General features: G+C 40.2%; 24 protein-coding genes and 1 pseudogene. 24 read left to right on the top strand and 1 reads right to left on the bottom strand.

The window, feature by feature from the left end; genetic code table 11:
- Nucleotide 1: 1 nt before the first annotated feature.
- Both DF216_RS07950 and DF216_RS07945 read left to right on the top strand, forming a co-directional pair.
- The gene (locus DF216_RS07950) at nucleotides 2–886 is read left to right on the top strand and encodes an ROK family protein (RefSeq protein ID WP_129326498.1); all 885 of its coding nucleotides are present in this window, start codon (nucleotides 2–4) and stop codon (nucleotides 884–886) included.
- Between the two features lie 428 nt (nucleotides 887–1314).
- The gene (locus DF216_RS07945) at nucleotides 1315–2079 is read left to right on the top strand and encodes a class I SAM-dependent methyltransferase (RefSeq protein WP_129326497.1); all 765 of its coding nucleotides are present in this window, start codon (nucleotides 1315–1317) and stop codon (nucleotides 2077–2079) included.
- 295 nt (nucleotides 2080–2374) lie between these two features.
- Here the strand turns inward: DF216_RS07945 and DF216_RS07935 are convergent, their stop codons facing one another.
- A complete protein-coding gene (locus tag DF216_RS07935; RefSeq protein ID WP_125837637.1) occupies nucleotides 2375–3226 on the bottom strand; it encodes a MurR/RpiR family transcriptional regulator in 852 nt (283 codons plus the stop codon).
- Between the two features lie 256 nt (nucleotides 3227–3482).
- On the opposite strand from DF216_RS07935, the gene pbp2b reads away from it, so the two are divergent.
- The 22 genes and pseudogenes from pbp2b to DF216_RS07825 form a co-directional block, all read left to right on the top strand.
- Complete coding sequence (gene pbp2b, locus DF216_RS07930; RefSeq protein WP_125837635.1) at nucleotides 3483–5525, top strand: penicillin-binding protein PBP2B; 2043 nt, start codon at nucleotides 3483–3485, stop codon at nucleotides 5523–5525.
- A gap of 10 nt (nucleotides 5526–5535) precedes the next feature.
- Nucleotides 5536–6132, top strand: coding sequence for a recombination mediator RecR (gene recR / locus DF216_RS07925; protein ID WP_000966754.1), 597 nt, complete (start codon nucleotides 5536–5538; stop codon nucleotides 6130–6132).
- A gap of 314 nt (nucleotides 6133–6446) precedes the next feature.
- Nucleotides 6447–6722, top strand: a complete 276-nt coding sequence (locus DF216_RS07920; protein WP_125837633.1) for a TIGR04197 family type VII secretion effector — start codon at nucleotides 6447–6449, stop codon at nucleotides 6720–6722.
- Between the two features lie 3 nt (nucleotides 6723–6725).
- The gene (locus DF216_RS07915) at nucleotides 6726–7082 is read left to right on the top strand and encodes a hypothetical protein (RefSeq protein ID WP_038805558.1); all 357 of its coding nucleotides are present in this window, start codon (nucleotides 6726–6728) and stop codon (nucleotides 7080–7082) included.
- Nucleotides 7073–8704 carry a polymorphic toxin type 44 domain-containing protein gene (locus DF216_RS07910; RefSeq protein ID WP_038805557.1) on the top strand — a complete coding sequence of 544 codons (1632 nt, stop codon included), beginning with the start codon at nucleotides 7073–7075 and terminating at the stop codon, nucleotides 8702–8704. The genes DF216_RS07915 and DF216_RS07910 overlap by 10 nt, the downstream gene beginning before the upstream one ends.
- Nucleotides 8701–9189, top strand: coding sequence for a hypothetical protein (locus DF216_RS07905; protein ID WP_038805556.1), 489 nt, complete (start codon nucleotides 8701–8703; stop codon nucleotides 9187–9189). Before DF216_RS07910 ends, DF216_RS07905 begins: the two co-directional genes overlap by 4 nt.
- A gap of 104 nt (nucleotides 9190–9293) precedes the next feature.
- Entirely contained in the window at nucleotides 9294–10337 is a 1044-nt protein-coding gene (locus tag DF216_RS07900) for a D-alanine--D-alanine ligase (protein WP_129326495.1), read from the top strand.
- A gap of 83 nt (nucleotides 10338–10420) precedes the next feature.
- Nucleotides 10421–11794: a UDP-N-acetylmuramoyl-tripeptide--D-alanyl-D-alanine ligase gene (locus DF216_RS07895; RefSeq protein ID WP_129326494.1), complete on the top strand. Its 1374-nt coding sequence runs from the start codon at nucleotides 10421–10423 to the stop codon at nucleotides 11792–11794.
- Nucleotides 11781–12392, top strand: coding sequence for an NUDIX hydrolase N-terminal domain-containing protein (locus tag DF216_RS07890; RefSeq protein ID WP_125828373.1), 612 nt, complete (start codon nucleotides 11781–11783; stop codon nucleotides 12390–12392). Before DF216_RS07895 ends, DF216_RS07890 begins: the two co-directional genes overlap by 14 nt.
- Nucleotides 12393–12587: 195 nt before the next feature.
- Nucleotides 12588–13292 (top strand): YwaF family protein, encoded by a 705-nt coding sequence (locus DF216_RS07885; RefSeq protein WP_125828372.1) that lies wholly within the window; start codon nucleotides 12588–12590, stop codon nucleotides 13290–13292.
- Nucleotides 13293–13529: 237 nt separating this feature from the next.
- Nucleotides 13530–14906 carry a cell division protein FtsA gene (gene ftsA, locus DF216_RS07880; protein ID WP_129326493.1) on the top strand — a complete coding sequence of 459 codons (1377 nt, stop codon included), beginning with the start codon at nucleotides 13530–13532 and terminating at the stop codon, nucleotides 14904–14906.
- Between the two features lie 16 nt (nucleotides 14907–14922).
- A complete protein-coding gene (gene ftsZ, locus DF216_RS07875; protein ID WP_084971188.1) occupies nucleotides 14923–16179 on the top strand; it encodes a cell division protein FtsZ in 1257 nt (418 codons plus the stop codon).
- A 3-nt stretch (nucleotides 16180–16182) separates the two neighbouring features.
- Nucleotides 16183–16854: a YggS family pyridoxal phosphate-dependent enzyme gene (locus DF216_RS07870; protein ID WP_061454378.1), complete on the top strand. Its 672-nt coding sequence runs from the start codon at nucleotides 16183–16185 to the stop codon at nucleotides 16852–16854.
- A gap of 9 nt (nucleotides 16855–16863) precedes the next feature.
- Nucleotides 16864–17397: a cell division protein SepF gene (locus DF216_RS07865; protein ID WP_061454379.1), complete on the top strand. Its 534-nt coding sequence runs from the start codon at nucleotides 16864–16866 to the stop codon at nucleotides 17395–17397.
- Entirely contained in the window at nucleotides 17397–17657 is a 261-nt protein-coding gene (locus tag DF216_RS07860) for a YggT family protein (protein WP_125828370.1), read from the top strand. Before DF216_RS07865 ends, DF216_RS07860 begins: the two co-directional genes overlap by 1 nt.
- Complete coding sequence (locus DF216_RS07855) at nucleotides 17654–18445, top strand: RNA-binding protein (RefSeq protein ID WP_129326492.1); 792 nt, start codon at nucleotides 17654–17656, stop codon at nucleotides 18443–18445. The genes DF216_RS07860 and DF216_RS07855 overlap by 4 nt, the downstream gene beginning before the upstream one ends.
- A gap of 8 nt (nucleotides 18446–18453) precedes the next feature.
- Nucleotides 18454–18714, top strand: coding sequence for a DivIVA domain-containing protein (locus DF216_RS07850; RefSeq protein WP_129326491.1), 261 nt, complete (start codon nucleotides 18454–18456; stop codon nucleotides 18712–18714).
- A gap of 16 nt (nucleotides 18715–18730) precedes the next feature.
- Nucleotides 18731–19537, top strand: a complete 807-nt coding sequence (locus DF216_RS07845) for a DivIVA domain-containing protein (protein WP_084971180.1) — start codon at nucleotides 18731–18733, stop codon at nucleotides 19535–19537.
- Between the two features lie 256 nt (nucleotides 19538–19793).
- Nucleotides 19794–22586 carry an isoleucine--tRNA ligase gene (ileS, locus tag DF216_RS07840; protein WP_129326490.1) on the top strand — a complete coding sequence of 931 codons (2793 nt, stop codon included), beginning with the start codon at nucleotides 19794–19796 and terminating at the stop codon, nucleotides 22584–22586.
- A 102-nt stretch (nucleotides 22587–22688) separates the two neighbouring features.
- Nucleotides 22689–23057, top strand: a complete 369-nt coding sequence (locus DF216_RS07835) for a hypothetical protein (RefSeq protein ID WP_061417181.1) — start codon at nucleotides 22689–22691, stop codon at nucleotides 23055–23057.
- A gap of 134 nt (nucleotides 23058–23191) precedes the next feature.
- A complete protein-coding gene (locus tag DF216_RS07830; protein WP_000240126.1) occupies nucleotides 23192–23884 on the top strand; it encodes a phosphoglycerate mutase in 693 nt (230 codons plus the stop codon).
- A gap of 80 nt (nucleotides 23885–23964) precedes the next feature.
- Nucleotides 23965–24080: pseudogene (locus DF216_RS07825) on the top strand (transposase); the annotation flags it as partial.

The following is a 24080-nucleotide window of genomic DNA, read 5'->3' as shown; positions in this document are numbered from 1 at the left end:
TATGACACACTACGTTGCAATTGATATTGGCGGAACCAACATCAAATATGGTTTGATTGACCAAGAAGGCCAACTTGTTGAATCGCATGAAATTCCAACTGAGGCGTTTAAGGGTGGACCCCATATCTTACAAAAGACAAAGGATATCGTAGCCAGCTATTTAGAAAAGGGTCCAGTAGCAGGTGTTGCCATTTCTTCTGCAGGAATGGTGGATCCTGACAAGGGTGAAATCTTCTATGCTGGACCTCAAATTCCTAACTATGCAGGAACCCAGTTCAAAAAGGAAATCGAGACTAGTTTTAATATTCCTTGTGAAATTGAAAATGATGTCAATTGTGCAGGTCTTGCTGAGGCAGTATCTGGTTCAGGTAAGGGAGCGAGTGTGACACTTTGCTTGACCATTGGAACAGGTATCGGTGGTTGCTTGATTATGGATGGGAAAGTTTTCCATGGATTTAGCAATTCAGCCTGTGAAGTCGGTTATATGCATATGCAGGATGGGGCTTTCCAAGATTTGGCTTCTACGACAGCCTTGATAGAGTATGTGGCTTCAGCACATGGAGATCCAGTTGACCAGTGGAATGGCCGTCGTATCTTTAAGGAAGCCACAGAAGGCAATAAACTCTGCATGGCTGGTATTGACCGAATGGTAGACTATCTAGGAAAAGGTCTGGCAAATATTTGCTACGTTGCCAATCCAGAAGTGGTCATTCTAGGTGGTGGTATCATGGGGCAAGAGGCTATCCTCAAACCAAAGATCCGTACATCTCTGAAAAATGTACTTGTACCTAGTCTAGCTGAAAAAACACGATTAGAATTTGCCCATCACCAAAATACAGCAGGTATGTTGGGTGCCTATTATCATTTCAAGACAAAACAATCCTAGTTTGGAACTATAGAATTAAGCAGAACACTTAATCACTACTCGAGTGAAAACTGTTTTGCTTAATTCTTTTTTTGATGATAGAAAAATTGTCCAGTATATGAAAAGTAGCGAAAAGGTCTATCAAGACCATTAGGCGACCTTGCTTCATTGGTATGAGAAAGATAAAGAGAATTACAAAAAAAGAACGATAGGAGCAGATTTCCTACCATCGAAAAATATATGAGAGGAGATACCTTTTAAGATAGCCTTAGAAGACGGTACAAGCACTTTACTTTGTTTCTAAATACTAAGCTAATCCAAGAAGGAAAAAGTGATATAATGAGATGGACGAAAAATTGACAAATTAGAAGTTGTAGAGGTGAAAAAAATGTAATGGGAACCTATTCACCTGAAATCGAAATCATATAAAATTACGAGGAGATTGTAAGATGAACAATTATATAAAATGTAATCAAGATAGATGGAATAATGTAAAAAACGACTATACTGAGCCAGTAACACATGAAGAATTGGAAGAAGTTAGAAAACATCCAATTTCTGTTGCGTTAACTGTTGGGGAAAAAGTCCCCACAGAATGGTTTGAAAAAGCCAAGGGAAAAAAGATATTAGGTTTAGCATGTGGTGGTGGACAGCAGGGACCAGTTTTTGCTGCAAAAGGTTATGATGTAACCATAATGGATTTTTCTGAGTCACAATTACAAAGGGATGAGATGGTTGCTAAAAGAGAAGGTTTAAAAATCACTACCGTTCAAGGCGATCTTATAAAACCTTTCCCATTTGAAGATGAAACGTTTGATATTATTTTTAATCCAGTTTCAAATGTATATATAGAAGATTTAGAAAATATGTATAAAGAGGCCGCTCGCGTATTGAAAAAGGGTGGACTCTTAATGGTTGGATTTATGAATCCTTGGATATACATGTATGATGCGGATATTGTATGGGACAAACCCGATGAGGAATTACTGTTACAATTTTCACTCCCTTTTAATTCAAGAGAGTTGGAGGAGCAAGGCAAAATAAGCATAGATCCAGCATATGGATATGAATTTAGCCATACCTTAGAAACTCAGATTAGAGGACAACTGAAGAATGGTCTCGCTATGATCGATTTTTATGAATCCTGTGATCAAAGAAATCGTTTATCCCACTATGGAAATGACTATATAGCGACACTCTGCATTAAACTATAATGTTACAGAGCATACTTCAGGAGAATAGCCCGTTTTATTTTCCTGAAGGGTTAAAATCTAAATCTCACTTTGTCGAAGCAAAATAATTAAATAAAATTAGAGAGAGGAAGTAAAAGCAGCAAATAGTTGAAACTTCCTTTTTTTGATGTCAAACATTCAAAAATGGAAAGGAGATTTAAGGAAGAACTGAAAATACAGATAAAAATGGCATTAGCACAAAGAGAAAGATTGGAAAAACCACCTATGGGCCTATTATCATTTCAAGACAAAACAATCCTAGTTTGGTTGAACCAAACTAGGATTTTCTAGCGCGTTTTTGTCTACGATAGCCGTTGAGTTTTTTATTTTCCCAATAGCTGTTAAAGATTTTTTCCTTGCTATCGCGATTAATTTCCAAAAAGTAGGCATAAATCAAATCTATAAAGAAAAGCATAGGAAGTTGAGCGGAAATACGCTGGATGTAAGATGATTGACTGTGACTAGCAACAAGAACAGTTTCGGTATAAGCCTGACTATTTTTGTTTGGAGCGCTGGTAAAGAGAATGGTCTTGGCGCCCATTTCCTTGGCATCCAACAAACTATCTAGGACGGATTGGGTAGTGCCTGAGAGGGAAAAACCAAGTACCAAACAATTTTCATCCATGATACTGGTTGTCCATGCAAAGCCATCCTGATCGGTCAAAGCTTCACAAACCACACCTAGACGCATAAAACGTAGTTTCATCTCACGGGCAATCAGACCGGAACTCCCTGTTCCAAAAAAGTAGACCCGTTCAGCATTTTCAATTAAATGAGCTACACGTTCAAGCTGCGCTTCATCAATCAAATCCTGTGTTTGTTCTCGTAGGTTGCTGTAGCTTCGAAGCACACGTTTGGTCAAAGGACTGTGTTTGTGTGAATGAGTGTCCTGTTTACTAGCCTGGTGCTGGTATTGAAAAACAAATTCTCGATAGCCAGTAAAGCCACATTTTTTTGCAAAACGAGTAAGGGCAGCTTGAGAAACATGAAGCTTTTGAGTAACCTGTTGAGATGATAAATCATCCACAATCGTATCTACCTGCAAGAAATAACGAGCGATTTCTTGCTCGAGCTCGGTTAATTCTTCAAAATGGAGATCAATTATAGTTGCGATGTCTGGCTTGTTCATAAGGCTCCTTTTTATGAGTCAAAGTCTTAAAAGTTGACGCTTTCCTAACTATTACTATCATTATATCATAGAAAATAGGATAACCAAATAAAAAGGCATTTTCAGTTAAAAGTCAAAAATTGCTTAGACTTTTCCAAGTCTTTCTTCGTAAAATATGGTACAATGAAAAGTACTGAACTTCACCTATTTACTCTGTTATTTTAGGGATAAATACGGGTGAAAATCGGAATTTTTTCTAGAAAAGAGTCTTAGTTGTATGAGAAAATTCAATAGCCATTCGATTCCGATTCGGCTTAATTTACTATTTGCGATTGTTATCCTGCTGTTTATGGCCATTATTGGTCGATTGTTATATATGCAGGTACTGAATAAAGATTTTTATGAAACAAAATTGGCATCAGCCAGCCAGACTAGGGTGACAACCAGTTCGGCTCGTGGACAAATTTACGATGCATCAGGAAAACCCTTGGTAGAAAATACTGTCAAGCAAGTTGTTTCTTTCACGCGAAACAATAAGATGACGGCAGCTGAATTGAAGGAAACAGCCAAGAAACTTCTCACATATGTAAATGTAACCTCCCCTGATCTGACAGATCGTCAGATTGCAGACTATTATTTGGCTGATCAGGACATTTACAAAAAAACAGTCGAGGCTCTTCCAAGTGACAAACGCCTAGATTCAGATGGAAATCGCTTATCAGAAGCAACCCTCTACAATAATGCGGTTGAGAGTATCGACGTGAATCAGCTCAACTATACAGATGATCAGAAAAAGGAAATCTATCTGTTTAGTCAGCTCAATGCAGTTGGAAATTTCGCAACCGGAACCATTTCAACAGATGCCTTGGATGATACTCAAGTTGCTCTTGTGGCTTCTGCATCCAAGGAATTACCGGGCATTAGCATTTCAACCTCATGGGATCGAAAAGTACTGGACACTTCTCTATCGTCTATCGTCGGTAGCGTTTCCAGTGAAAAGTCAGGTCTTCCAGCAGAGGAAGTTGACGCTTATCTCAAGAAAGGATACTCTCTCAATGACCGAGTGGGAACTTCTTATCTTGAAAAGCAATATGAAGATGTCCTCCAAGGTAAACGCTCTGTCAAAGAAGTGCATCTCGACAAACACGGAAATATGGAAAGTGTGGAAAATGTCGAGGAAGGAAGCAAAGGGAACAATATCAAATTAACGATTGACCTAGCTTTCCAAAATGGAGTGGATGACCTACTTAAGAGCTACTTCAACTCCGAGTTGAGTAATGGTGGCGCCAAATATTCTGAAGGAGTCTATGCAGTCGCTCTTAATCCTAAAACAGGTGCAGTTCTAGCCATGTCAGGTATTAAGCATGATGTTGAATCAGGTAAACTGAGCTCAGACTCCCTAGGAACAGTCACTAACGTCTTTGTGCCAGGGTCTGTTGTCAAGGCGGCAACCATTAGCTCTGGCTGGGAAAACGGGGTCTTGTCAGGCAATCAAACCTTACTTGACCAGCCCATAGTCTTTCAAGCTTCCTCTCCTATCAATTCATGGTACACCTTGTCCTACGGATCCTTTCCTATCACAGCAGTGGAAGCACTAGAGTACTCCTCTAATACCTACATGGTGCAAACAGCACTGGGAATCATGGGACAGACTTACCAACCCAATATGATTGTAGCAACGAGCCAATTAGAGACAGCAATGGGCAAATTGCGATCAACCTTTGGAGAATACGGACTAGGAGCTTCAACAGGGATTGACCTTCCAGATGAATCAACAGGTTTTATACCAAAAGAGTTTGATTTGGCCAACTATCTAAATAATGCTTTTGGTCAGTTTGATAACTACACACCGATGCAGTTAGCCCAGTATGTCGCAACAATCGCAAACAATGGTGTGCGTTTGGCTCCCCACATCGTTGAAGGGGTTTATGGTAACAATGATCAAGGTGGACTAGGAAGTCTGGTTCAGGAGACAGCCGCCAAGGAACTGAACAAGATCAATATATCAGAAGCAGATATGGCTATCTTGCAGCAAGGTTTCTATCAAGTTTCGCATGGAACGAGTGCCCTTACGACAGGTCGTGCCTTTTCAAATGGCGCAGCCGTATCCATCAGTGGGAAAACGGGGACGGCCGAAAGTTACGTTAATGGCGGTCAAAAAGCTAATAACACCAATGCCGTCGCCTATGCACCGTCGGATAATCCCCAAATTGCGGTCGCAGTCGTCTTTCCTCATAACACCAACCTTACAAACGGTGTCGGACCTTCGATTGCACGTGACATTATCAATCTTTATCACCAACACCATCCAATGAATTAGAAAGGAACTTATGCTGTATCCAACACCTATTGCCAAGCTGATTGATAGCTATTCAAAGCTTCCGGGTATCGGGATTAAAACGGCTACCCGCCTAGCCTTCTATACCATTGGAATGTCCGATGACGATGTCAATGAATTTGCCAAAAACCTCCTATCTGCTAAGCGGGAATTGACCTATTGTTCCATCTGTGGCCGCTTGACGGATGATGATCCTTGCTCGATCTGTACGGATCCGACTCGAGACCAGACAACCATCTTAGTGCTAGAAGATAGTCGCGATGTGGCTGCTATGGAAAACATCCAAGAATACCACGGACTCTATCATGTCTTGCATGGACTCATTTCTCCGATGAATGGCATTAGCCCAGATGATATCAATCTCAAGAGTCTCATGACTCGTCTCATGGATAGTGAGGTTTCAGAGGTGATCGTGGCGACCAATGCGACAGCAGATGGAGAAGCGACCTCTATGTATCTCTCTCGCCTCCTCAAGCCAGCTGGTATCAAGGTCACTCGTTTAGCACGAGGCCTAGCCGTGGGAGCAGATATCGAGTATGCGGACGAAGTCACACTCTTACGAGCCATTGAAAATCGGACAGAGTTGTAAGTGTCAGTAAAAGCTTAGTTTATTTTGACGTATAAGACAAGCCCTAGGAATTTTTCTAGGGTTTGTCTTTTTCTATTTCTAATGAGAGGAGGATAAACCTTGCTAATAAGAATGTTCCCAGTAAACACAAAATATAAGGTATCAGAAAACGGACCTCCAAAATCACTAGTGCCGTCTCTATCAAACTCATTAACCAAATGATAGAGTTTAACCTAAGGTGATAGGCGCATTAGTTCCTTATGATTTGTTTTGAAATTATGCTATTTTTGTGTTATGATATGCTCAATATATAATTAATAAGGGGAGTTTGAGGTATGGGTGGAAAGATAAAATCTAGTACGATAGCAGCAGAGGCGGCTATTAATGAGTTGGTTGGGTATGACACGAGTGACAAGCAAAATCAGCAGGTAGAATTTTCATATACTTCTGAAATCGCTGGGATGGAAGCTGGACGTCAGGCCTGCAATCAAATGCTTCAGGCGGTCAGTGATTTTAGTTCAGCTGTTTTGACCCAAGCAAATAAGTTTCCAGGAATTGCTCATAGGATTGAAAAACGTGATATAGAGCAAGCTAAGAGATGGAGTCACTAAGAAATGGCAGATAAGAACGAAGAAAAGCGCTACAAACTTTGGCGAGAGATTGTCAAGATTGACGATAAGGCAGAAAGTCTTCAGACTCTAAAAAGACAATATGAACAGCAGCTAACTCACTTTCACTCAGAAATCCAGAGTATCCACCATCGTATGGCGACTCTATTGTCTCACTCACCCAATTCTCGTCAGGTGATAGAGCAAATTGAAAGTGAAAATAGAACCATTCAGCGACAGGTCAACTCTTATGTAGATGAGGAACTGGATGCCTTGGAAAAACAAACGAAGAAGGCTCGTCGAACTTTCGATGAAGCTAGAGAAGAACTGATAGCGGAAAGGAATCGGCTACCATGGGAGTAAAATACAGCGCACAAGAATCCCAAGAATTGATTCAGGCCATGACTAATAATCTCCAAGTCGCAAATGAAGTCACGGACCGCTTATCTAGTGGATGTGACCACCTGATTTTCTCTTTAGACTCAGGTGAGCTGACAGGAGCAGCTTACACAGCTGGGAAGGGTCTCTTTACAGAGATTATCATCCCCAGCATCAAGAAGTTACAAGCAGCGATAGATGATATCCAACTAGAGTTGACCTCCTACAAAAATGCAGATGCTCAGGTCTCAGGATATGGAGATTTGGACCTGGACCAGCTCAAGGAACTGAAAAAATTGAGGGAAGAGCAGTTAGCTATCGTAGAAGCTCAGATTCAAGCGAGGGAGAATTGGTTAAATCAAATCAAAGATTTCTTTAGTCTCAATTGGGGGAAAGCCTTCTCTGAGAAGACCATCCTCTACAATACCAAGTCTCAAATCGAGTCAGGTATTCAGGATTTGGATGATAAGATTGAAAAACTAGAATTCTTTGTCTCACAGGTTTCCCAGTATTTCAACGATAGCCTAGAAGTCCTTAGCTTAGCCATCAAAGGAGCTACGCAACTAAGTAAAGTCATTGTCGATAGCGATGGTAACTACTATGCGGACGGTCTGGACATGAGCTGGGTGCAAAAGATGAAGGATGTGAAGATTGAGAGTGCAAAATATGATTCTTCTAAGAAAACTAAGGATTTGCATAAAGAATACCAGAAAATCTTAGATAAGTTGGAAAATGGAAAAGAACTTAGCGATAAGGAGTTCCAAATTTTAGAATCTTATGTACATCACCATCCTCAAATACAATTTCCTCAAGTTGTAACAGAAAAATTGAAAGCGGAGGCTACCAATAGAGCTAATCCAGAGAAACTACAGGAAAAGGTTGAGAAAATTAAAAAGAGTGATAAAATTTCGACCGAAAAAGCAGACCTAATCGTTAAGGCTTATGAGGATTATCTGTTTTATAATAATAGAGAAGCGTTTGAGGAGTATTGGAAGAAGAGAAAAAAGATGGGTGATGATTGGGGAAAAGAAGATCCAATAATCCAGGATAAGATGAATGATATAGAAAAAGAATTTTACAAATCGTTAACATCAAAAATTAATATAAAAGTAGTAACGCAAAATATGGGAAACGATGTATTAGATGTTAAAAATTTAGAGGATGTAAAAAAGGGTGAATTAATTCAGAGAGGTAGAAGTATATGGAAAAGCCCTGGTGATAATGGAAGAATTGATAGTTCGATTGCTATAGGAAATAAGATTGGAGATAATGGAACATTTATAGATTTAGTTAATTCTAATAAACCCCTAGACCTAAAAAATCGAGTTTATAGAGAAGATTACCCTTTTTCAATTTGGGGTCGACAATGGGAAGAAGGAATGGAGTCTGATTACCTTGGAAATTATCTTTTTGGCTATGTTGGTAAAGGTTATTTAGAATCTAGTGATGAGTACTTGAAAATAGGAGCCGGAGCAGCTCAAGGGCTGTCTGATAAAGATGCTATAAAATATATAAACAATGTTATCAATGGAAATTATGGAGATAATCCAGGAGATGCTAAGATGATTCAAGACGGAATTAACGACTATAAGGAGAGTTACAAATGAGCATGACGAAAAAATCGAATTGGAATTTAGGTTGTAGTTTAGTACTTGTTGTAGTCCTAGCAGCTAGTTTTCTATTTTATCTATGGGCACAAAATCTTGGTAAGTATACTCTGCAACCAGGAGAGTCGGCTAACTTTACAGTAAATCCTCGGACACATGATGTAGAATACTACTCAGAATTAATCTTGAAAAAAAATGATACTAATAAGCTTAAATTATCAGGTAAAAAAGTTTGGTTTGAGATGCATGGCGATATTTTTTATGATGTTGAAGGGCAAAAACTTGTTCGAAGCCATCATTCAGAAGATGTTGATGAAGAGTTACCCAATAATCAAAAAGATATCCATTTAGTCCAGGATGGAATTGTTGTCAGTTACCAGGGGGAAAAAGTTTTTAATGTAACTAATAACAAGTCCTATACAATAACCATCACTAATGTAGACGACAAGCCAGCGCACTTTGAAGCTCAAGTGGTGGATCGGTAAAATTTCAGCTCTCAAATGAGGGCTTTTTTAGATACAAGTTTCAAAAAAGACGTAAATATGATATACTAAAGGATGAGTATTCTATTAGAATTAGGACAAGCAATATGAAACAAACGATTATTCTTTTATACGGTGGGCGTAGTGCAGAGCGTGAAGTCTCTGTCCTTTCAGCTGAGAGTGTCATGCGTGCGGTCAACTACGATCGTTTCACAGTCAAGACTTTCTTTATCAGCCAGTCAGGTGATTTTATCAAAACGCAAGAATTTAGCCAGACTCCAGGTCAAGAGGATCGTCTTATGACCAATGCAACCGTTGATTGGGACAAGAAAATCGCACCAAGTGCCATCTATGAAGAAGGTGCGGTGGTCTTTCCAGTTCTTCATGGTCCGATGGGAGAAGATGGTTCAGTTCAAGGATTCTTAGAAGTTTTGAAAATGCCTTATGTTGGTTGTAATATCTTGTCATCAAGTCTTGCTATGGATAAAATCACTACTAAGCGTGTTTTGGAGTCTGCTGGGATTACCCAAGTTCCTTATGTGGCCATTGTCGAAGGGGATGATGTGACTGCTAAAATAGCTGAAGTTGAAGAAAAACTGACTTATCCAGTCTTCACGAAGCCGTCAAACATGGGTTCAAGTGTCGGTATTTCTAAGTCTGAAAACCAAGAGGAACTCCGTCAAGCTTTGGAACTTGCCTTCCAATATGACAGCCGTGTCTTGGTAGAGCAAGGGGTGAATGCTCGTGAAATTGAGGTTGGTCTCTTGGGCAACTACGAAGTGAAGAGCACGCTTCCTGGTGAAGTGGTCAAGGATGTTGCCTTTTATGACTACGATGCCAAGTATATCGACAACAAGATTACCATGGACATCCCAGCCAAGATTAGTGATGATGTAGTAGCTGTCATGCGTCATAATGCAGAAACAGCCTTCCGTGCAATCGGTGGCCTCGGTCTGTCTCGTTGTGATTTCTTCTATACGGATAAGGGCGAGATTTTCCTAAACGAGCTTAATACCATGCCAGGTTTTACCCAGTGGTCCATGTATCCACTACTTTGGGACAATATGGGAATCAGCTACCCAGAACTAATCGAGCGTTTGGTTGACCTTGCTAAGCAAAGTTTTGACAAGCGCGAAGCGCATTTGCTATAAAATGAAAGAGAGGGTAGGAGCCAGAACCATCACCGCAAGGTGACTAGAGTTCTCGGACTTCAACCCTTTTTAAAGGAGTAGAAATGAAATTAACAATCTATGAAGTGGCTCAAGTTGTCGGAGCTAAAAATGATATCAGCATTTTTGAGGATACCAAGTTAGAAAAGGCCGAGTTTGATAGTCGTTTGATTGGGACGGGAGATTTGTTTGTGCCACTCAAAGGTGCGCGCGATGGTCATGACTTTATCGAAACAGCTTTTGAAAATGGTGCAGCAGTAACCTTGTCTGAGAAAGAGGTTGCAAATCATCCCTACATTCTAGTAGACGACGTGTTGACTGCCTTTCAAGCCCTCGCAGCCTACTATCTTGAGAAAACGGCTGTTGATGTCTTTGCCGTTACGGGTTCAAATGGCAAGACGACGACCAAGGATATGTTGGCGCATTTACTGTCAACAACCTACAAGACCTACAAAACTCAGGGCAATTACAATAACGAGATTGGCCTTCCCTACACAGTTCTCCACATGCCTGAAGGGACAGAAAAGTTGGTCTTGGAGATGGGGCAGGATCACTTGGGAGATATTCATCTCTTGTCTGAATTGGCTCATCCAAAAACAGCCATCGTGACCTTGGTTGGAGAGGCTCATTTGGCCTTTTTCAAAGACCGTTCGGAGATTGCTAAAGGGAAAATGCAAATTGCTGATGGTATGGCACCAGGTTCTTTGCTTTTGGCACCAGCTGACCCGATTGTAGAGGACTACTTGCCTACAGATAAAAAAGTGATCCGTTTTGGGCAAGGAGCTGAGTTAGAAGTCACAGACTTGATTGAGCGCAAGGATAGTCTGACCTTTAAGGCGAATTTTTTGGAACAAGCCCTCGATTTGCCAGTGACAGGTAAGTACAATGCCACCAATGCTATGATTGCTGCTTATGTGGCTCTACAAGAAGGAGTTTCAGAGGAGCAAATTCGTCAGGCCTTTCAGAACCTAGAATTGACCCGCAATCGTACTGAGTGGAAGAAGGCAGCCAATGGAGCAGATATTCTGTCTGACGTATACAATGCCAATCCAACTGCTATGAAGCTGATTTTGGAGACATTCTCTGCCATTCCAGCCAACGAAGGAGGCAAGAAAATCGCTGTCTTGGCAGACATGAAGGAACTTGGTGACCAGTCTGTTCAGCTCCATAACCAGATGATTTTGAGCCTATCGCCAGATGTGCTGGATACCGTTATTTTCTATGGAGAAGACATTGCCGAATTAAGCCAACTTGCTAGTCAAATGTTCCCAATCGGTCACGTTTTCTACTTCAAGAAAACAGCTGACGAGGACCAATTTGAAGACCTAGTCAAGCAGGTTAAGGAAAGCCTTGGAGCCAATGACCAAATTTTGCTTAAAGGCTCTAACTCCATGAATCTAGCCAAGTTGGTAGAAAGTTTAGAAAATGAATGCAAGTGATTTTACCAAGTATCTGCAAAGAATGCTAGCCATTACGGATATTGGATTAACCTTTACAAAAGATCCTTTCGACCGTGAGCGCTACGAGGACTTGCGAAGTCTGTTATCTGAAATGTTGAATCAGGTATCAGACCTCGATGCAGAAGAAGTGGCAGAAGTCATGAAACCAACTTCCGCTTATGCAACTCCTCTGATGGACGTCCGTGCTTGGATTGTTGAGGATGAAAAAGTCTGTTTAGTTAGAGGAAAAGGAGAGGATAGTTGGGCTTTGCCAGGTGGTTTTGGTGAAGTTGGCTATTCTCCAACCGAGAATATTCTCAAGGAAATTGAAGAAGAAACCGGCTTTACAGCAAAAGCTGAAAGGTTACTTGCAGTTTTTGACACCAATCGTTTCCAACTACAGAGCAAACAATATGCAAAGTTTGTCTTTGAATGCCAACTTCTTGACGGACAATTTCAAGAAAATCAAGAAATTGCTGAGCTTCAATTTTTTGCCATTGACCAATTGCCAGTCTTATCTGAAAAACGCATCACCAAGGAGCAAATGGAGATTCTTTGGCAGGTTTATAAAGGACAAAGAGACCAATATGTTGATTAGTTTATGCTAGAGAAGTTGACAAATCAAAAAAGGGTGTCTGTAAGGTGCATTTCTGCGACACAAATGATATAATAGGTTGCGAATTTAAGATGCAAGTATTCTATACTTAGTATAGAATCAAGCTTTTTCAAAAAAATTTAAAAGCTAGAATAGTGAGCTTTCTACTACTCTGGCTAGATGAACGAGGAATAGAATATGAATTTGTGGGAACAATTATTTACTACACAGATATCAGAACCGCCCCAGTTTGAACTCCACTGGTATATTGGTTTGTTAAGTTTACTGGCTCTTACTTTCTATATTTCTTATCGTTACCGCGACAAGGTGGCTTACCAGCGCTTTATTCAGATCCTTCAGTCACTTCAACTGATTGTTCTGTATAGCTGGTATTGGGGCAATCAAATGCCCCTATCAGAAAGTTTGCCCTTCTATCATTGCCGTATCGCCATGTTTGTTATGCTCTTGATTCCAGGGACTTCCAAGTACAAGCAATACTTTGCCCTTCTAGGAACTTTTGGAGCAACCGCTGCTCTGGCATACCCACTCTTTGACCCTTATCCGTTTCCGCATGTGACCATCCTGTCCTTTATCATCGGGCATGTGGCACTTTTGGGGAATGCGCTCCTATACTTGTTTAAGAATTATGAAGCTTCCCTGCTCAACTTGAAAAATGTGACAGTGATTACATTTTCTCTAAATGCCTTGATAGGTGTTGTCAACTTGGTTGTAGGTGGAGATTATGGATTTTTAAATAAACCACCGTTAGTGGGGAATCATGGACTATTGGCGAATTACATCATCGTGTCCAGTGTGTTGGTAGCAGCTATCAGCTTGACTGCAAAAGTGCTAGAGGTCTTTTTGCAACAAAGAGCAGAAAAAATGATTCAAGAGAAAGCCTAAGAAGGTCTTCTCTTTTTTAATCAACTACAGAGAATCACTCTCTTGATAATAGTAAGGTCGAGAAGTGAATTCTAGGAAAATAGTAAAAACGATTTTCACAAAAAACCTTGAGGAAATTTATGAAAAACTAAGCACGATTGGATTTTTTGTGTTATAATATTCTGTGAATAGCTATGCCCAAACATAGTTATTAAAAATAGAAGTGAGAAACTTGGAAGACAGAGAGGACGCAATGTAATGACTAGAGATGGTTTTTTTACAGGCTTAGATATCGGAACTAGCTCCATCAAAGTGCTGGTTGCCGAACATAGAGATGGTGAAGTAAATGTAATTGGTGTTAGCAATGCCAAAAGTAAAGGAGTCAAAGACGGAATTATTGTTGATATTGAAGCTGCTGCTTCAGCAATTAAATCAGCAATTTCCCAAGCTGAAGAGAAAGCTGGTATTTCTATTAAGTCTGTTAATGTTGGGCTTCCAGCAAACCTCTTGCAGGTTGAACCAACACAAGGAATGATTCCTGTTACTTCAGATACAAAAGAAATCACAGATCAGGATGTTGAAAATGTTGTCAAATCAGCTTTGACTAAGAGCATGACCCCTGATCGTGAGGTTATTACTTTTATTCCAGAAGAGTTTATCGTAGATGGTTTCCAAGGTATTCGTGATCCTCGTGGAATGATGGGAGTCCGTTTGGAAATGCGTGGTTTGTTATACACAGGGCCTCGCACCATTCTTCACAACCTTCGTAAAACGGTTGAACGTGTAGGAGTTCAGGTAGAAAATGTCATCATTTCTCCACTAGCAATTGTGAACTCAGTTCTCAATGAAGGTGAACGTGAATTTGGTGCGACAGTGATTGATATGGGTGGTGGGCAAACTACAGTGGCAACCATCCGCAATCAGGAATTACAATTTACGAATATCTACCAGGAAGGCGGAGATTATGTTACAAAAGATATCTCTAAGGTCTTAAAAACTTCACAACGGATTGCGGAAAGCCTCAAATTAAACTATGGTGAAGCTTATGTACCATTGGCAGGGAATGAGACTTTCCAAGTTGAAGTAATCGGTGAAGTCGATCCTGTTGAGGTGACAGAAAGCTACCTAGCAGAAATTATTTCAGCACGCATTAAGCATATCTTCGATCAAATAAAACAAGAGCTGGATAGACGCCATCTGTTGGAGTTGCCTGGTGGAATTGTTTTGATTGGTGGTAATGCCATCTTGCCAGGTATTGTTGAATTGGCCCAAGAAGTATTTGGGGTACGAGTGAAACTCTATGTGCCAAATCAAGTTGGTATTCGTAATCCTGCTTTTGCACATGTGATTAGCTTGTCTGAATTTGCAGGTAAATTGACAGAGGTAAATCGTCTTGCCCAAAAAGCGGTTAAAGGAGATGAATTCCTTCGCCAAAAACCAATTAGTTTTGGAATGCCTACTCAGAATGTAACTCCGATTTCACAACCTACTCCTGTGCAACCGACTACGACAGTAGCTGAAAATGCTCAGGAAAGTACAGCTACTCCTAAAGATGAGTTCCAAGTTAATTCTCAAAATAAACCGAAATTGACAGAGCGTTTCCGTAGCTTAATCGGAAGCATGTTTGACGAATAAAAGAGGAAAAGAAATTATGACATTTTCATTTGATACAGCAGCTGCTCAAGGTGCAGTCATTAAAGTAATTGGTGTCGGTGGAGGTGGTGGTAACGCCATTAACCGTATGATCGACGAAGGTGTTGCAGGTGTTGAATTCATCGCAGCTAACACGGATGTACAAGCCCTTAGCAGTACGAAAGCAGAAACAGTTATCCAACTTGGTCCAAAATTGACTCGTGGTTTGGGTGCTGGAGGTCGTCCAGAAGTTGGACGTAAGGCTGCAGAAGAAAGCGAAGAAGCTTTGACTGAAGCAATCAGCGGTGCAGATATGGTTTTCATCACTGCTGGTATGGGTGGAGGATCTGGAACAGGTGCTGCCCCAGTGATTGCACGTATCGCTAAAGATCTTGGTGCTCTTACAGTAGGTGTTGTGACACGTCCTTTCGGATTTGAAGGAAGCAAACGTGGTCAGTACGCTGTAGAAGGAATCAACGAGCTTCGCGAGCATGTTGATACTCTATTGATTATCTCAAACAACAACTTGCTAGAGATTGTTGACAAGAAAACACCACTTCTTGAAGCACTTAGTGAAGCAGATAACGTTCTTCGCCAAGGTGTTCAAGGAATTACAGACTTGATCACTAACCCGGGGTTGATCAACCTTGACTTTGCCGACGTAAAAACTGTCATGGCAAACAAAGGAAATGCCCTTATGGGTATCGGTATTGGAAGTGGAGAAGAGCGTGTCGTTGAGGCGGCTCGTAAAGCGATTTACTCACCACTTCTTGAAACAACTATTGACGGTGCTGAAGATGTCATCGTTAACGTTACGGGTGGTCTTGACTTGACATTGATTGAAGCAGAAGAAGCTTCAGAAATCGTCAACCAAGCAGCTGGTCAGGGAGTGAACATCTGGCTTGGAACATCAATCGATGAAAACATGAAAGATGAAATCCGTGTTACTGTTGTAGCAACAGGTGTTCGCCAAGAACGTGTAGAAAAAGTTGTTGGTTCTCCAGTTAAGCAAGCAGCTCGTAGAGAAGCTTCTAGAGCTCCGCATTCACACACATTTGATCGTCATTTTGACCTAGAAGATACAGCAGAATTACCAAAGCAAAGCCAACGACGCTTTGAAACAAGTCAATCTTCTGCTTTTGGTGATTGGGACTTGCGTCGTGAATCGATTGTTCGTCAAAGTGATTCAGTTGTATCTCCTGTAGAGCGATTTGAAGCACCTGTTTCTCAAGACGAAGATGAGTTGGATACACCTCCATTTTTCAAAAATCGTTAAGAAATGAATTTAAAAAACAATACGGAATTAATTTTTCAGCAGATTGCGGAGGCTAGTCAAAAAGCAAATCGTGATTTGGATTCAGTTTCAGTGATTGCTGTAACAAAATATGTAGATGTAGAAACGGCGGAAGCATTGCTTCCGCTTGGTGTTCATCATATTGGTGAAAATCGTGTTGATAAATTTTTAGAAAAATATCAGGCTCTGAAAGATCGACCTGTTACCTGGCATTTGATCGGAACGCTCCAGAGACGTAAGGTGAAGGATGTCATCTCTTTTGTTGACTATTTCCATGCTCTAGATTCTCTAAAGCTTGCTCAGGAAATTCAAAAAAGAACGGATCATGTTATCAAGTGTTTCCTACAGGTCAATATTTCTGGTGAGGAATCCAAACACGGTTTTTCCAAAGAAGCCTTGCTGGAGCAGTTGGCGGACTTAGCTCAGTTAGATCAAATTGAATATGTTGGTCTAATGACAATGGCTCCTTTTGAGGCAGATACTGATGAATTGAGAACGATTTTCAAAAAAACGCAAGAACTGCAAGCAGAAATTAGAGAAAAACAAATCCCCAACATGCCTATGACAGAGTTGAGTATGGGAATGAGTCGCGATTATGAAGAGGCGATTCAGTTCGGCTCGACTTTTGTTCGAATTGGTACAGCTTTTTTTAAATAGGAGAGACTCATGTCTTTAAAAGATAAATTTGATAAATTTATAGATTATTTTACAGAAGATGGAGAAGAAACAACACCTTACTATGAATCTCAACAAGAGGAAGTAGTTGCTTCACCAATTTCAACTTCCAAGGAATTGCCAGTACAACCCCAAGCAAGCACATCAAAAGATGCCAATATCACTCGCTTGCATGAACGCCAAAAGGAACTAGCCATGCAAAATCACCGTAAAGACGGAAAAGTAATCATTGATGTTCGTTATCCTAGAAAGTATGAGGATGCAACAGTCATTGTAGACTTATTGACTGGAAATGAAAGCATTTTGATTGATTTTCAGTATATGACAGAAGTTCAAGCACGTCGTTGCTTAGACTACCTTGACGGTGCCCGTCACGTTTTAGCGGGTAATATGAAAAAGGTTGCGAGTACGATGTATTTGTTGACACCTGTCAATGTCGTCGTAAATATCGAAGATATTAAATTGCCAGATGATTCTCAAAATGCTGAATTTGGTTTTGATATCAAGCGAAATAGAGCAAGATAATGATTTTTTTAATCCGCTTAATCCAGAATGCTGTGAATATCTATTCCTTCATTCTACTAGCTTTTGCTTTACTTTCTTGGTTTCCTAATGCCTACGATAGTTCCCTAGGTCGTTTAATCATTAGTCTTGTTCGTCCAGTTATTGAGCCACTTCGTAAATTAAATTTACAATTTGGTGGTCTTGATTTTACTGTATGGGTGGCTCTTGTTCTGATTCAATTTATAGGAACTATCCTAACACGGTTAGTACTTTTTCTATGACAGAAGACCAAGTTTTTTATCAGCATTTTTCACAGGACGATATTCCCTTTATTGATAAGGGGTTGGAGTGGATCAAGAGAGTGGAAGATACTTATGCTCCTTTTCTCACTCCCTTTATTAATCCGCATCAGGAGTGGATACTTCATGTTTTGACTGGAACATATAGTTTAAATTGTATGAGTAGTGGACAATTTGTCCAAACAGAATATGTTCGTGTCCTCTTGTATCCAGACTATTTTAAACCTGAGATAGCAGATTTTGAGATAGCCTTATTGACTATTTCTTATCCGAGTAAGTTTGAACAGTTGTCTCACGCAAAAATTTTGGGAACAATTATCAATAGACTGGGAATTGATCGTAAACTTTTTGGTGATATCTTAGTAGATGAAAAGAGAGCACAGATTTTTGTCAATCGTGACTTTATTCCCCTTTTTCAGGATGGGATAAAAAAGATTGGCAGACTTCCTGTATCGCTAGAGGAGAGTCCTCTCATCGATAGAATAAATTCTGAAATCAATTATAAAGAACAAGAGATTCTGATTTCAAGCTTTCGACTGGATGCCCTCTTATCAAGTGCTTTGAAATTATCTAGAAAGCAAGCTAGTCAGCTTATAGAAAAAAAATCTGTCCAGGTAAACTATCATCTGGTTGAAAAAAGTGACTACCAGGTTGCAGTTGGGGATTTGATTAGTGTGAGGAAGTTTGGTCGTCTGACAGTTATCAAGAATAATGGCCAGACAAAAAAAGATAAGATAAAATTAACAGTGCAGTTACTATTAAGTAAGTGAGGAACAATATGTCGATTAGACCACAAGAAATTATTGATAAAGCTTTCTCGATTAAATTCAGAGGTTATAATAAGGAAGAAGTGGACGAATTTTTAGACAAGATTTATTTTGACTATGAAGAATTAATCCGCTACAAGGATGAAACTGAACTCTATATCAAAAAACTAGAAGAACGTCTTTCCTATTATACGAATGATATTCCTAAGAGAACAGTAACAAACAACCAAGAGCAAGAACCAGAGGCAATGAATGATTCTATTTTTTATTAAGTAAGTGAGGAAAAGTATGCCAATTACATCGTTAGAAATTAAAGATAAAACCTTTGGTACAAAATTTAGAGGTTTAGATCCAGAAGAAGTTAATGAATTCCTTGATATTGTTGTACGTGATTATGAGGAGTTAGTTCGTAGCAATCATGATAAGGAAAGACAGATTAAAAGTTTAGAAGAACGCTTATCTTACTTTGATGAGATGAAAAATTCTTTGAGTCAATCTGTTTTGATTGCTCAAGATACAGCTGAAAGGGTGAAACAGGCAGCTCAGGAACGTTCAAATAACATTATTAAACAAGCTGAACAAGATGCAGAGCGTCTTTTAGATGAGGCTAAGTATAGAGCTAATGAAATTTTACGCCAAGCAGCAGATAATGCTAAAAAAGTAGCTGTAGAGACAGAAGAATTGAAAAACAAGAGTCGTGTCTTCCATCAACGTCTCAAATCAACAATTGAAAGTCAGTTGGCAATTGTTGAATCACCGGATTGGGAAGATATTTTGAAGCCTACGGCAACTTACCTTCAAACAAGTGATGAAGCTTTCAAAGAAGTTGTGAGCGAAGTTTTAGGCGAAAAGCTTCCTTCTCAACCTGAAGAAGACCCAATTGATGTGACACGTCAATTTTCTCCTGAGGAAATGGCGGAATTGCAAGCTCGTATTGAAGCGAGCAGTAAAGAATTAGCTGGATTAGAGGAAGAACAAAAAGAGGATGTGGATGTTAGCACATCTTCTATAGAAGACTCTATAGAGGCAATTGTTGAAGCCAAGTCAAATTCTAAAGAAAAAAAATCAAAAAAAGAATCTATTTCGATTTTATAAGTTTAAAATGTGAGAACAAGATCTAACTAACTATATTTTCAGCGAGCGGGAGATGGTGTGAGTCCTGCAATCCCTAGTGGTTAGATTATCCTCTCTCTGTATCAAATCTGAAGAAAGTAAGATTTGACGTTTCCCACGTTACGGGAAAAGAGGAAAAGAGACTAGGTCTTTTTTCGAACAAAGGTGGTACCACGATTTTCGTCCTTTTTAGCGAATCGTGGTTTTTATTTTGTCAATTTAAATTAAAGGAGTAACAATGAAACTTAAAGAAACTCTCAATCTAGGAAAAACAGACTTTCCTATGCGTGCTGGACTTCCTACTAAAGAGCCACTATGGCAAAAAGAGTGGGACGAAGCAAAACTTTACCAACGTCGTCAAGAATTGAACCAAGGGAAACCACATTTCACCTTGCATGATGGACCTCCATATGCAAATGGAAATATCCATGTTGGACATGCCATGAACAAGATTTCCAAAGATATTATTGTTCGTTCTAAGTCTATGTCAGGTTTTTATGCGCCTTATATTCCAGGTTGGGATACACATGGTCTGCCAATCGAACAAGTTTTGGCGAAACAAGGTGTCAAACGCAAAGAAATGGACTTGGTTGAGTACTTGAAACTTTGCCGTGACTATGCTCTTTCTCAAGTAGATAAGCAACGGGAAGACTTTAAACGTTTAGGTGTTTCTGGTGACTGGGAAAATCCTTATGTGACCTTGACTCCAGACTATGAAGCGGCTCAAATCCGTGTCTTTGGTGAAATGGCTAAGAAAGGCTATATCTACCGTGGTGCCAAGCCAGTTTACTGGTCATGGTCATCTGAGTCAGCCCTTGCCGAAGCGGAAATTGAATATCATGACTTACTTTCAACTTCCCTTTACTATGCTAACCGCGTCAAAGACGGAAAAGGTGTGCTAGATACAGATACCTACATCGTTGTTTGGACAACAACTCCATTCACCATCACTGCTTCTCGTGGTTTGACAGTTGGAGCGGATATTGATTATGTATTGGTACAACCTGCTGGTGAAGCTCGTAAGTTTGTAGTTGCTGCAGAATTGTTGAACACCCTGTCTGAGAAATTTAGCTGGGCTGATGTTCAAGTTTTGGCGACTTATCGTGGTCAAGAATTGAACCACATTGTGACAAAGCATCCGTGGGATACAGCTATAGATGAGCTGGTAATCCTTGGTGACCACGTTACGACTGACTCAGGTACTGGTATCGTCCATACAGCCCCTGGTTTTGGTGAGGACGACTACAATGTCGGTGTTGCCAATGGTCTTGAAGTTGCAGTAACGGTTAATGAACGCGGGATCATGATGGAAAATGCTGGTCCTGATTTTGCGGGTCAATTCTATGACAAGGTAGTTCCAACTGTTATCGAAAAACTTGGTAATCTTCTCCTTGCTCAAGAAGAAATCTCTCACTCATATCCATTTGACTGGCGTACCAAGAAACCAATCATCTGGCGTGCAGTGCCACAATGGTTTGCTTCTGTATCAAAATTCCGCCAAGAAATCTTGGATGAAATTGAAAAAGTGAAGTTCCATTCAGAATGGGGTAAAGTGCGTCTTTACAACATGATCCGTGACCGTGGTGACTGGGTTATCTCTCGTCAACGTGCTTGGGGAGTTCCTCTTCCTATCTTCTACGCTGAAGACGGAACACCAATTATGACAGCTGAAACTATCGAGCATGTGGCTCAACTCTTTGAAGAGCACGGTTCTATTGTATGGTGGGAACGTGATGCTAAAGACCTCTTGCCAGAAGGATTTACCCATCCAGGTTCACCAAATGGCGAATTCAAGAAAGAAACAGATATCATGGACGTATGGTTTGACTCAGGTTCTTCATGGAATGGAGTTGTAGTAAACCGTCCAGAACTCAAATATCCAGCTGACCTCTATCTGGAAGGTTCTGACCAGTACCGTGGTTGGTTCAACTCATCTCTTATCACATCTGTTGCCAACCATGGCGTGGCTCCTTACAAACAAATCTTGTCACAAGGTTTTGCCCTTGACGGTAAAGGTGAGAAGATGTCTAAATCTCTTGGAAATACCATTGCGCCAAGCGATGTTGAAAAACAATTTGGTGCGGAAATCTTGCGTCTCTGGGTAACCAGTGTAGACTCAAGCAACGACGTGCGTATCTCTATGGACATCTTGAGCCAAGTCTCTGAAACGTACCGTAAGATTCGTAACACCCTTCGTTTCTTGATTGCCAATACCTCTGACTTTAATCCAGCGGTGGATGCTGTGGCTTATGAAGAACTACGTTCAGTTGATAAATACATGACTATCCGCTTTAACCAACTTGTCAAGACTATTCGTGATGCTTATGCGGACTTTGAATTCTTGACAATCTACAAGGCCTTGGTGAACTTTATCAACGTTGATCTGTCAGCCTTCTACCTTGACTTCGCCAAAGATGTTGTCTACATCGAGGGTGCTAAATCACTGGAACGTCGTCAAATGCAGACTGTCTTTTATGACATCCTTGTGAAAATCACGAAACTCTTGACACCAATCCTTCCTCACACAGCGGAAGAAATCTGGTCATATCTTGAGTTTGAAGCTGAAGACTTCGTTCAATTGTCAGAATTACCAGAAGCGGAAACTTTTGCGAACCAAGAAGAAATCTTGGATACATGGGCTGCCTTCATGGACTTCCGTGGACAAGCTCAAAAAGCCTTAGAAGAAGCTCGTAATGCAAAAGTAATCGGTAAATCACTCGAAGCACATTTGACGGTCTATCCAAATGAAGTGGTGAAAACTTTGCTCGAAGCAGTAAACAGCAATGTAGCCCAACTTTTGATCGTGTCAGAATTAACCATCGCAGAAGGTGCAGCTCCAGAGAGTGCAGTTAACTTTGAGGATGTGGCTTTCACAGTTGACCGTGCGGCTGGTGAGGTTTGTGACCGTTGCCGTCGTATCGATCCAACAACGGCAGAACGTGGCTACCACGCAGTCATCTGTGACCACTGTGCAAGCATCGTAGAAGAAAACTTTGCGGATGCAGTTGCCGAAGGATTTGAAGCGAAATAATTTACCAAAAATACAGGAGGTTCTCCTGTATTTTTTTAAAAAATAAAAAACTTTGGTAAAAATATGGTATAATATACCTTATTAACATAAAAGGAGATATTTATGAAGACAAAAACACTAGCGCAAGTAGATGGCTTTATTGGTGTTATTGCAGGAGCTTTTTTAGCTTTATCACCTATTTTTATGCTTGTTCTTATAACTATTTCTCGAGATGAAGATGTTGTAGGATTTGTATTAGGCGTTATTTTCATTGTGTTTTCTTTAGTGAAAATTGCAACCCTTATTCTTGGAATCCTCTCGCTTGTCTATTATAAGGACGATAATCGTATTTCATTAGCGCCATCCATTCTATTTATTGTTGGATCTGTAGTTGGCTTGATTCCTTTGCTTGGATGGATTGGTGGAATCGTCCTTGTCATCGGAGGAGCTTTGTACCTGTCAAGTTTGAAACAGTTCAAAATTGAAGGATAAGAGATATTTTAGGGGGAAGAGTCAGAGAGCCCTTCTCTTTTTCGTTGATTTTAACTAGCTTTTTTGTGAAAAATTGTGTAAAATAGAATAGATAAACGAGGGCAACCTCGAAAAATTAAAGGAGAATCCATCTAATGGTAAAATTGGTTTTTGCTCGCCACGGTGAGTCTGAATGGAACAAAGCTAACCTTTTCACTGGTTGGGCTGATGTTGATTTGTCTGAAAAAGGTACACAACAAGCGATTGACGCTGGTAAATTGATCAAAGAAGCTGGTATCGAATTTGACCAAGCTTACACTTCAGTATTGAAACGTGCGATCAAAACAACAAATTTGGCTCTTGAAGCTGCTGACCAATTGTGGGTTCCAGTTGAAAAATCATGGCGCTTGAACGAACGTCACTACGGTGGTTTGACTGGTAAAAACAAGGCTGAAGCTGCTGAACAATTTGGTGATGAGCAAGTTCACATCTGGCGTCGTTCATACGATGTATTGCCTCCAAACATGGACCGTGATGATGAGCACTCAGCTCACACTGACCGTCGTTACGCTTCACTTGACGACTCAGTTATCCCAGATGCTGAAAACTTGAAAGTGACTTTGGAACGTGCCCTTCCATTCTGGGAAGACAAAATCGCTCCAGCACTTAAAGATGGTAAAAACGTATTCGTAGGAGCTCACGGTAACTCAATCCGTGCCCTTGTAAAGCACATCAAACGCTTGTCAGACGACGAAATTATGGACGTGGAAATCCCTAACTTCCCACCATTGGTATTCGAATTCGACGAAAAATTGAACGTGGTTTCTGAATACTATCTTGGAAAATAATCTATAAATAGAAAGCTTAGGATTCTGAACTGCACCCCAAAAGTTAGACAGAAAAAATCTAACTTTTGGGGTGTTTTATTATGAAATTGAGTTATGAGGATAAAGTTCAGATCTATGAACTTAGAAAACAAGGATATAGCTTAGAGCAACTTTCAAATAAGTTTGGGATAAACAATTCTAATCTTAGGTACATGAT

It is taken from the genome of Streptococcus oralis (assembly GCF_004127215.1).
Classification (GTDB): domain Bacteria; phylum Bacillota; class Bacilli; order Lactobacillales; family Streptococcaceae; genus Streptococcus; species Streptococcus oralis_BD.
Note: the sequence above shows the minus strand (reverse complement) of the source record. Positions and strands in the feature narration are given on the sequence as shown.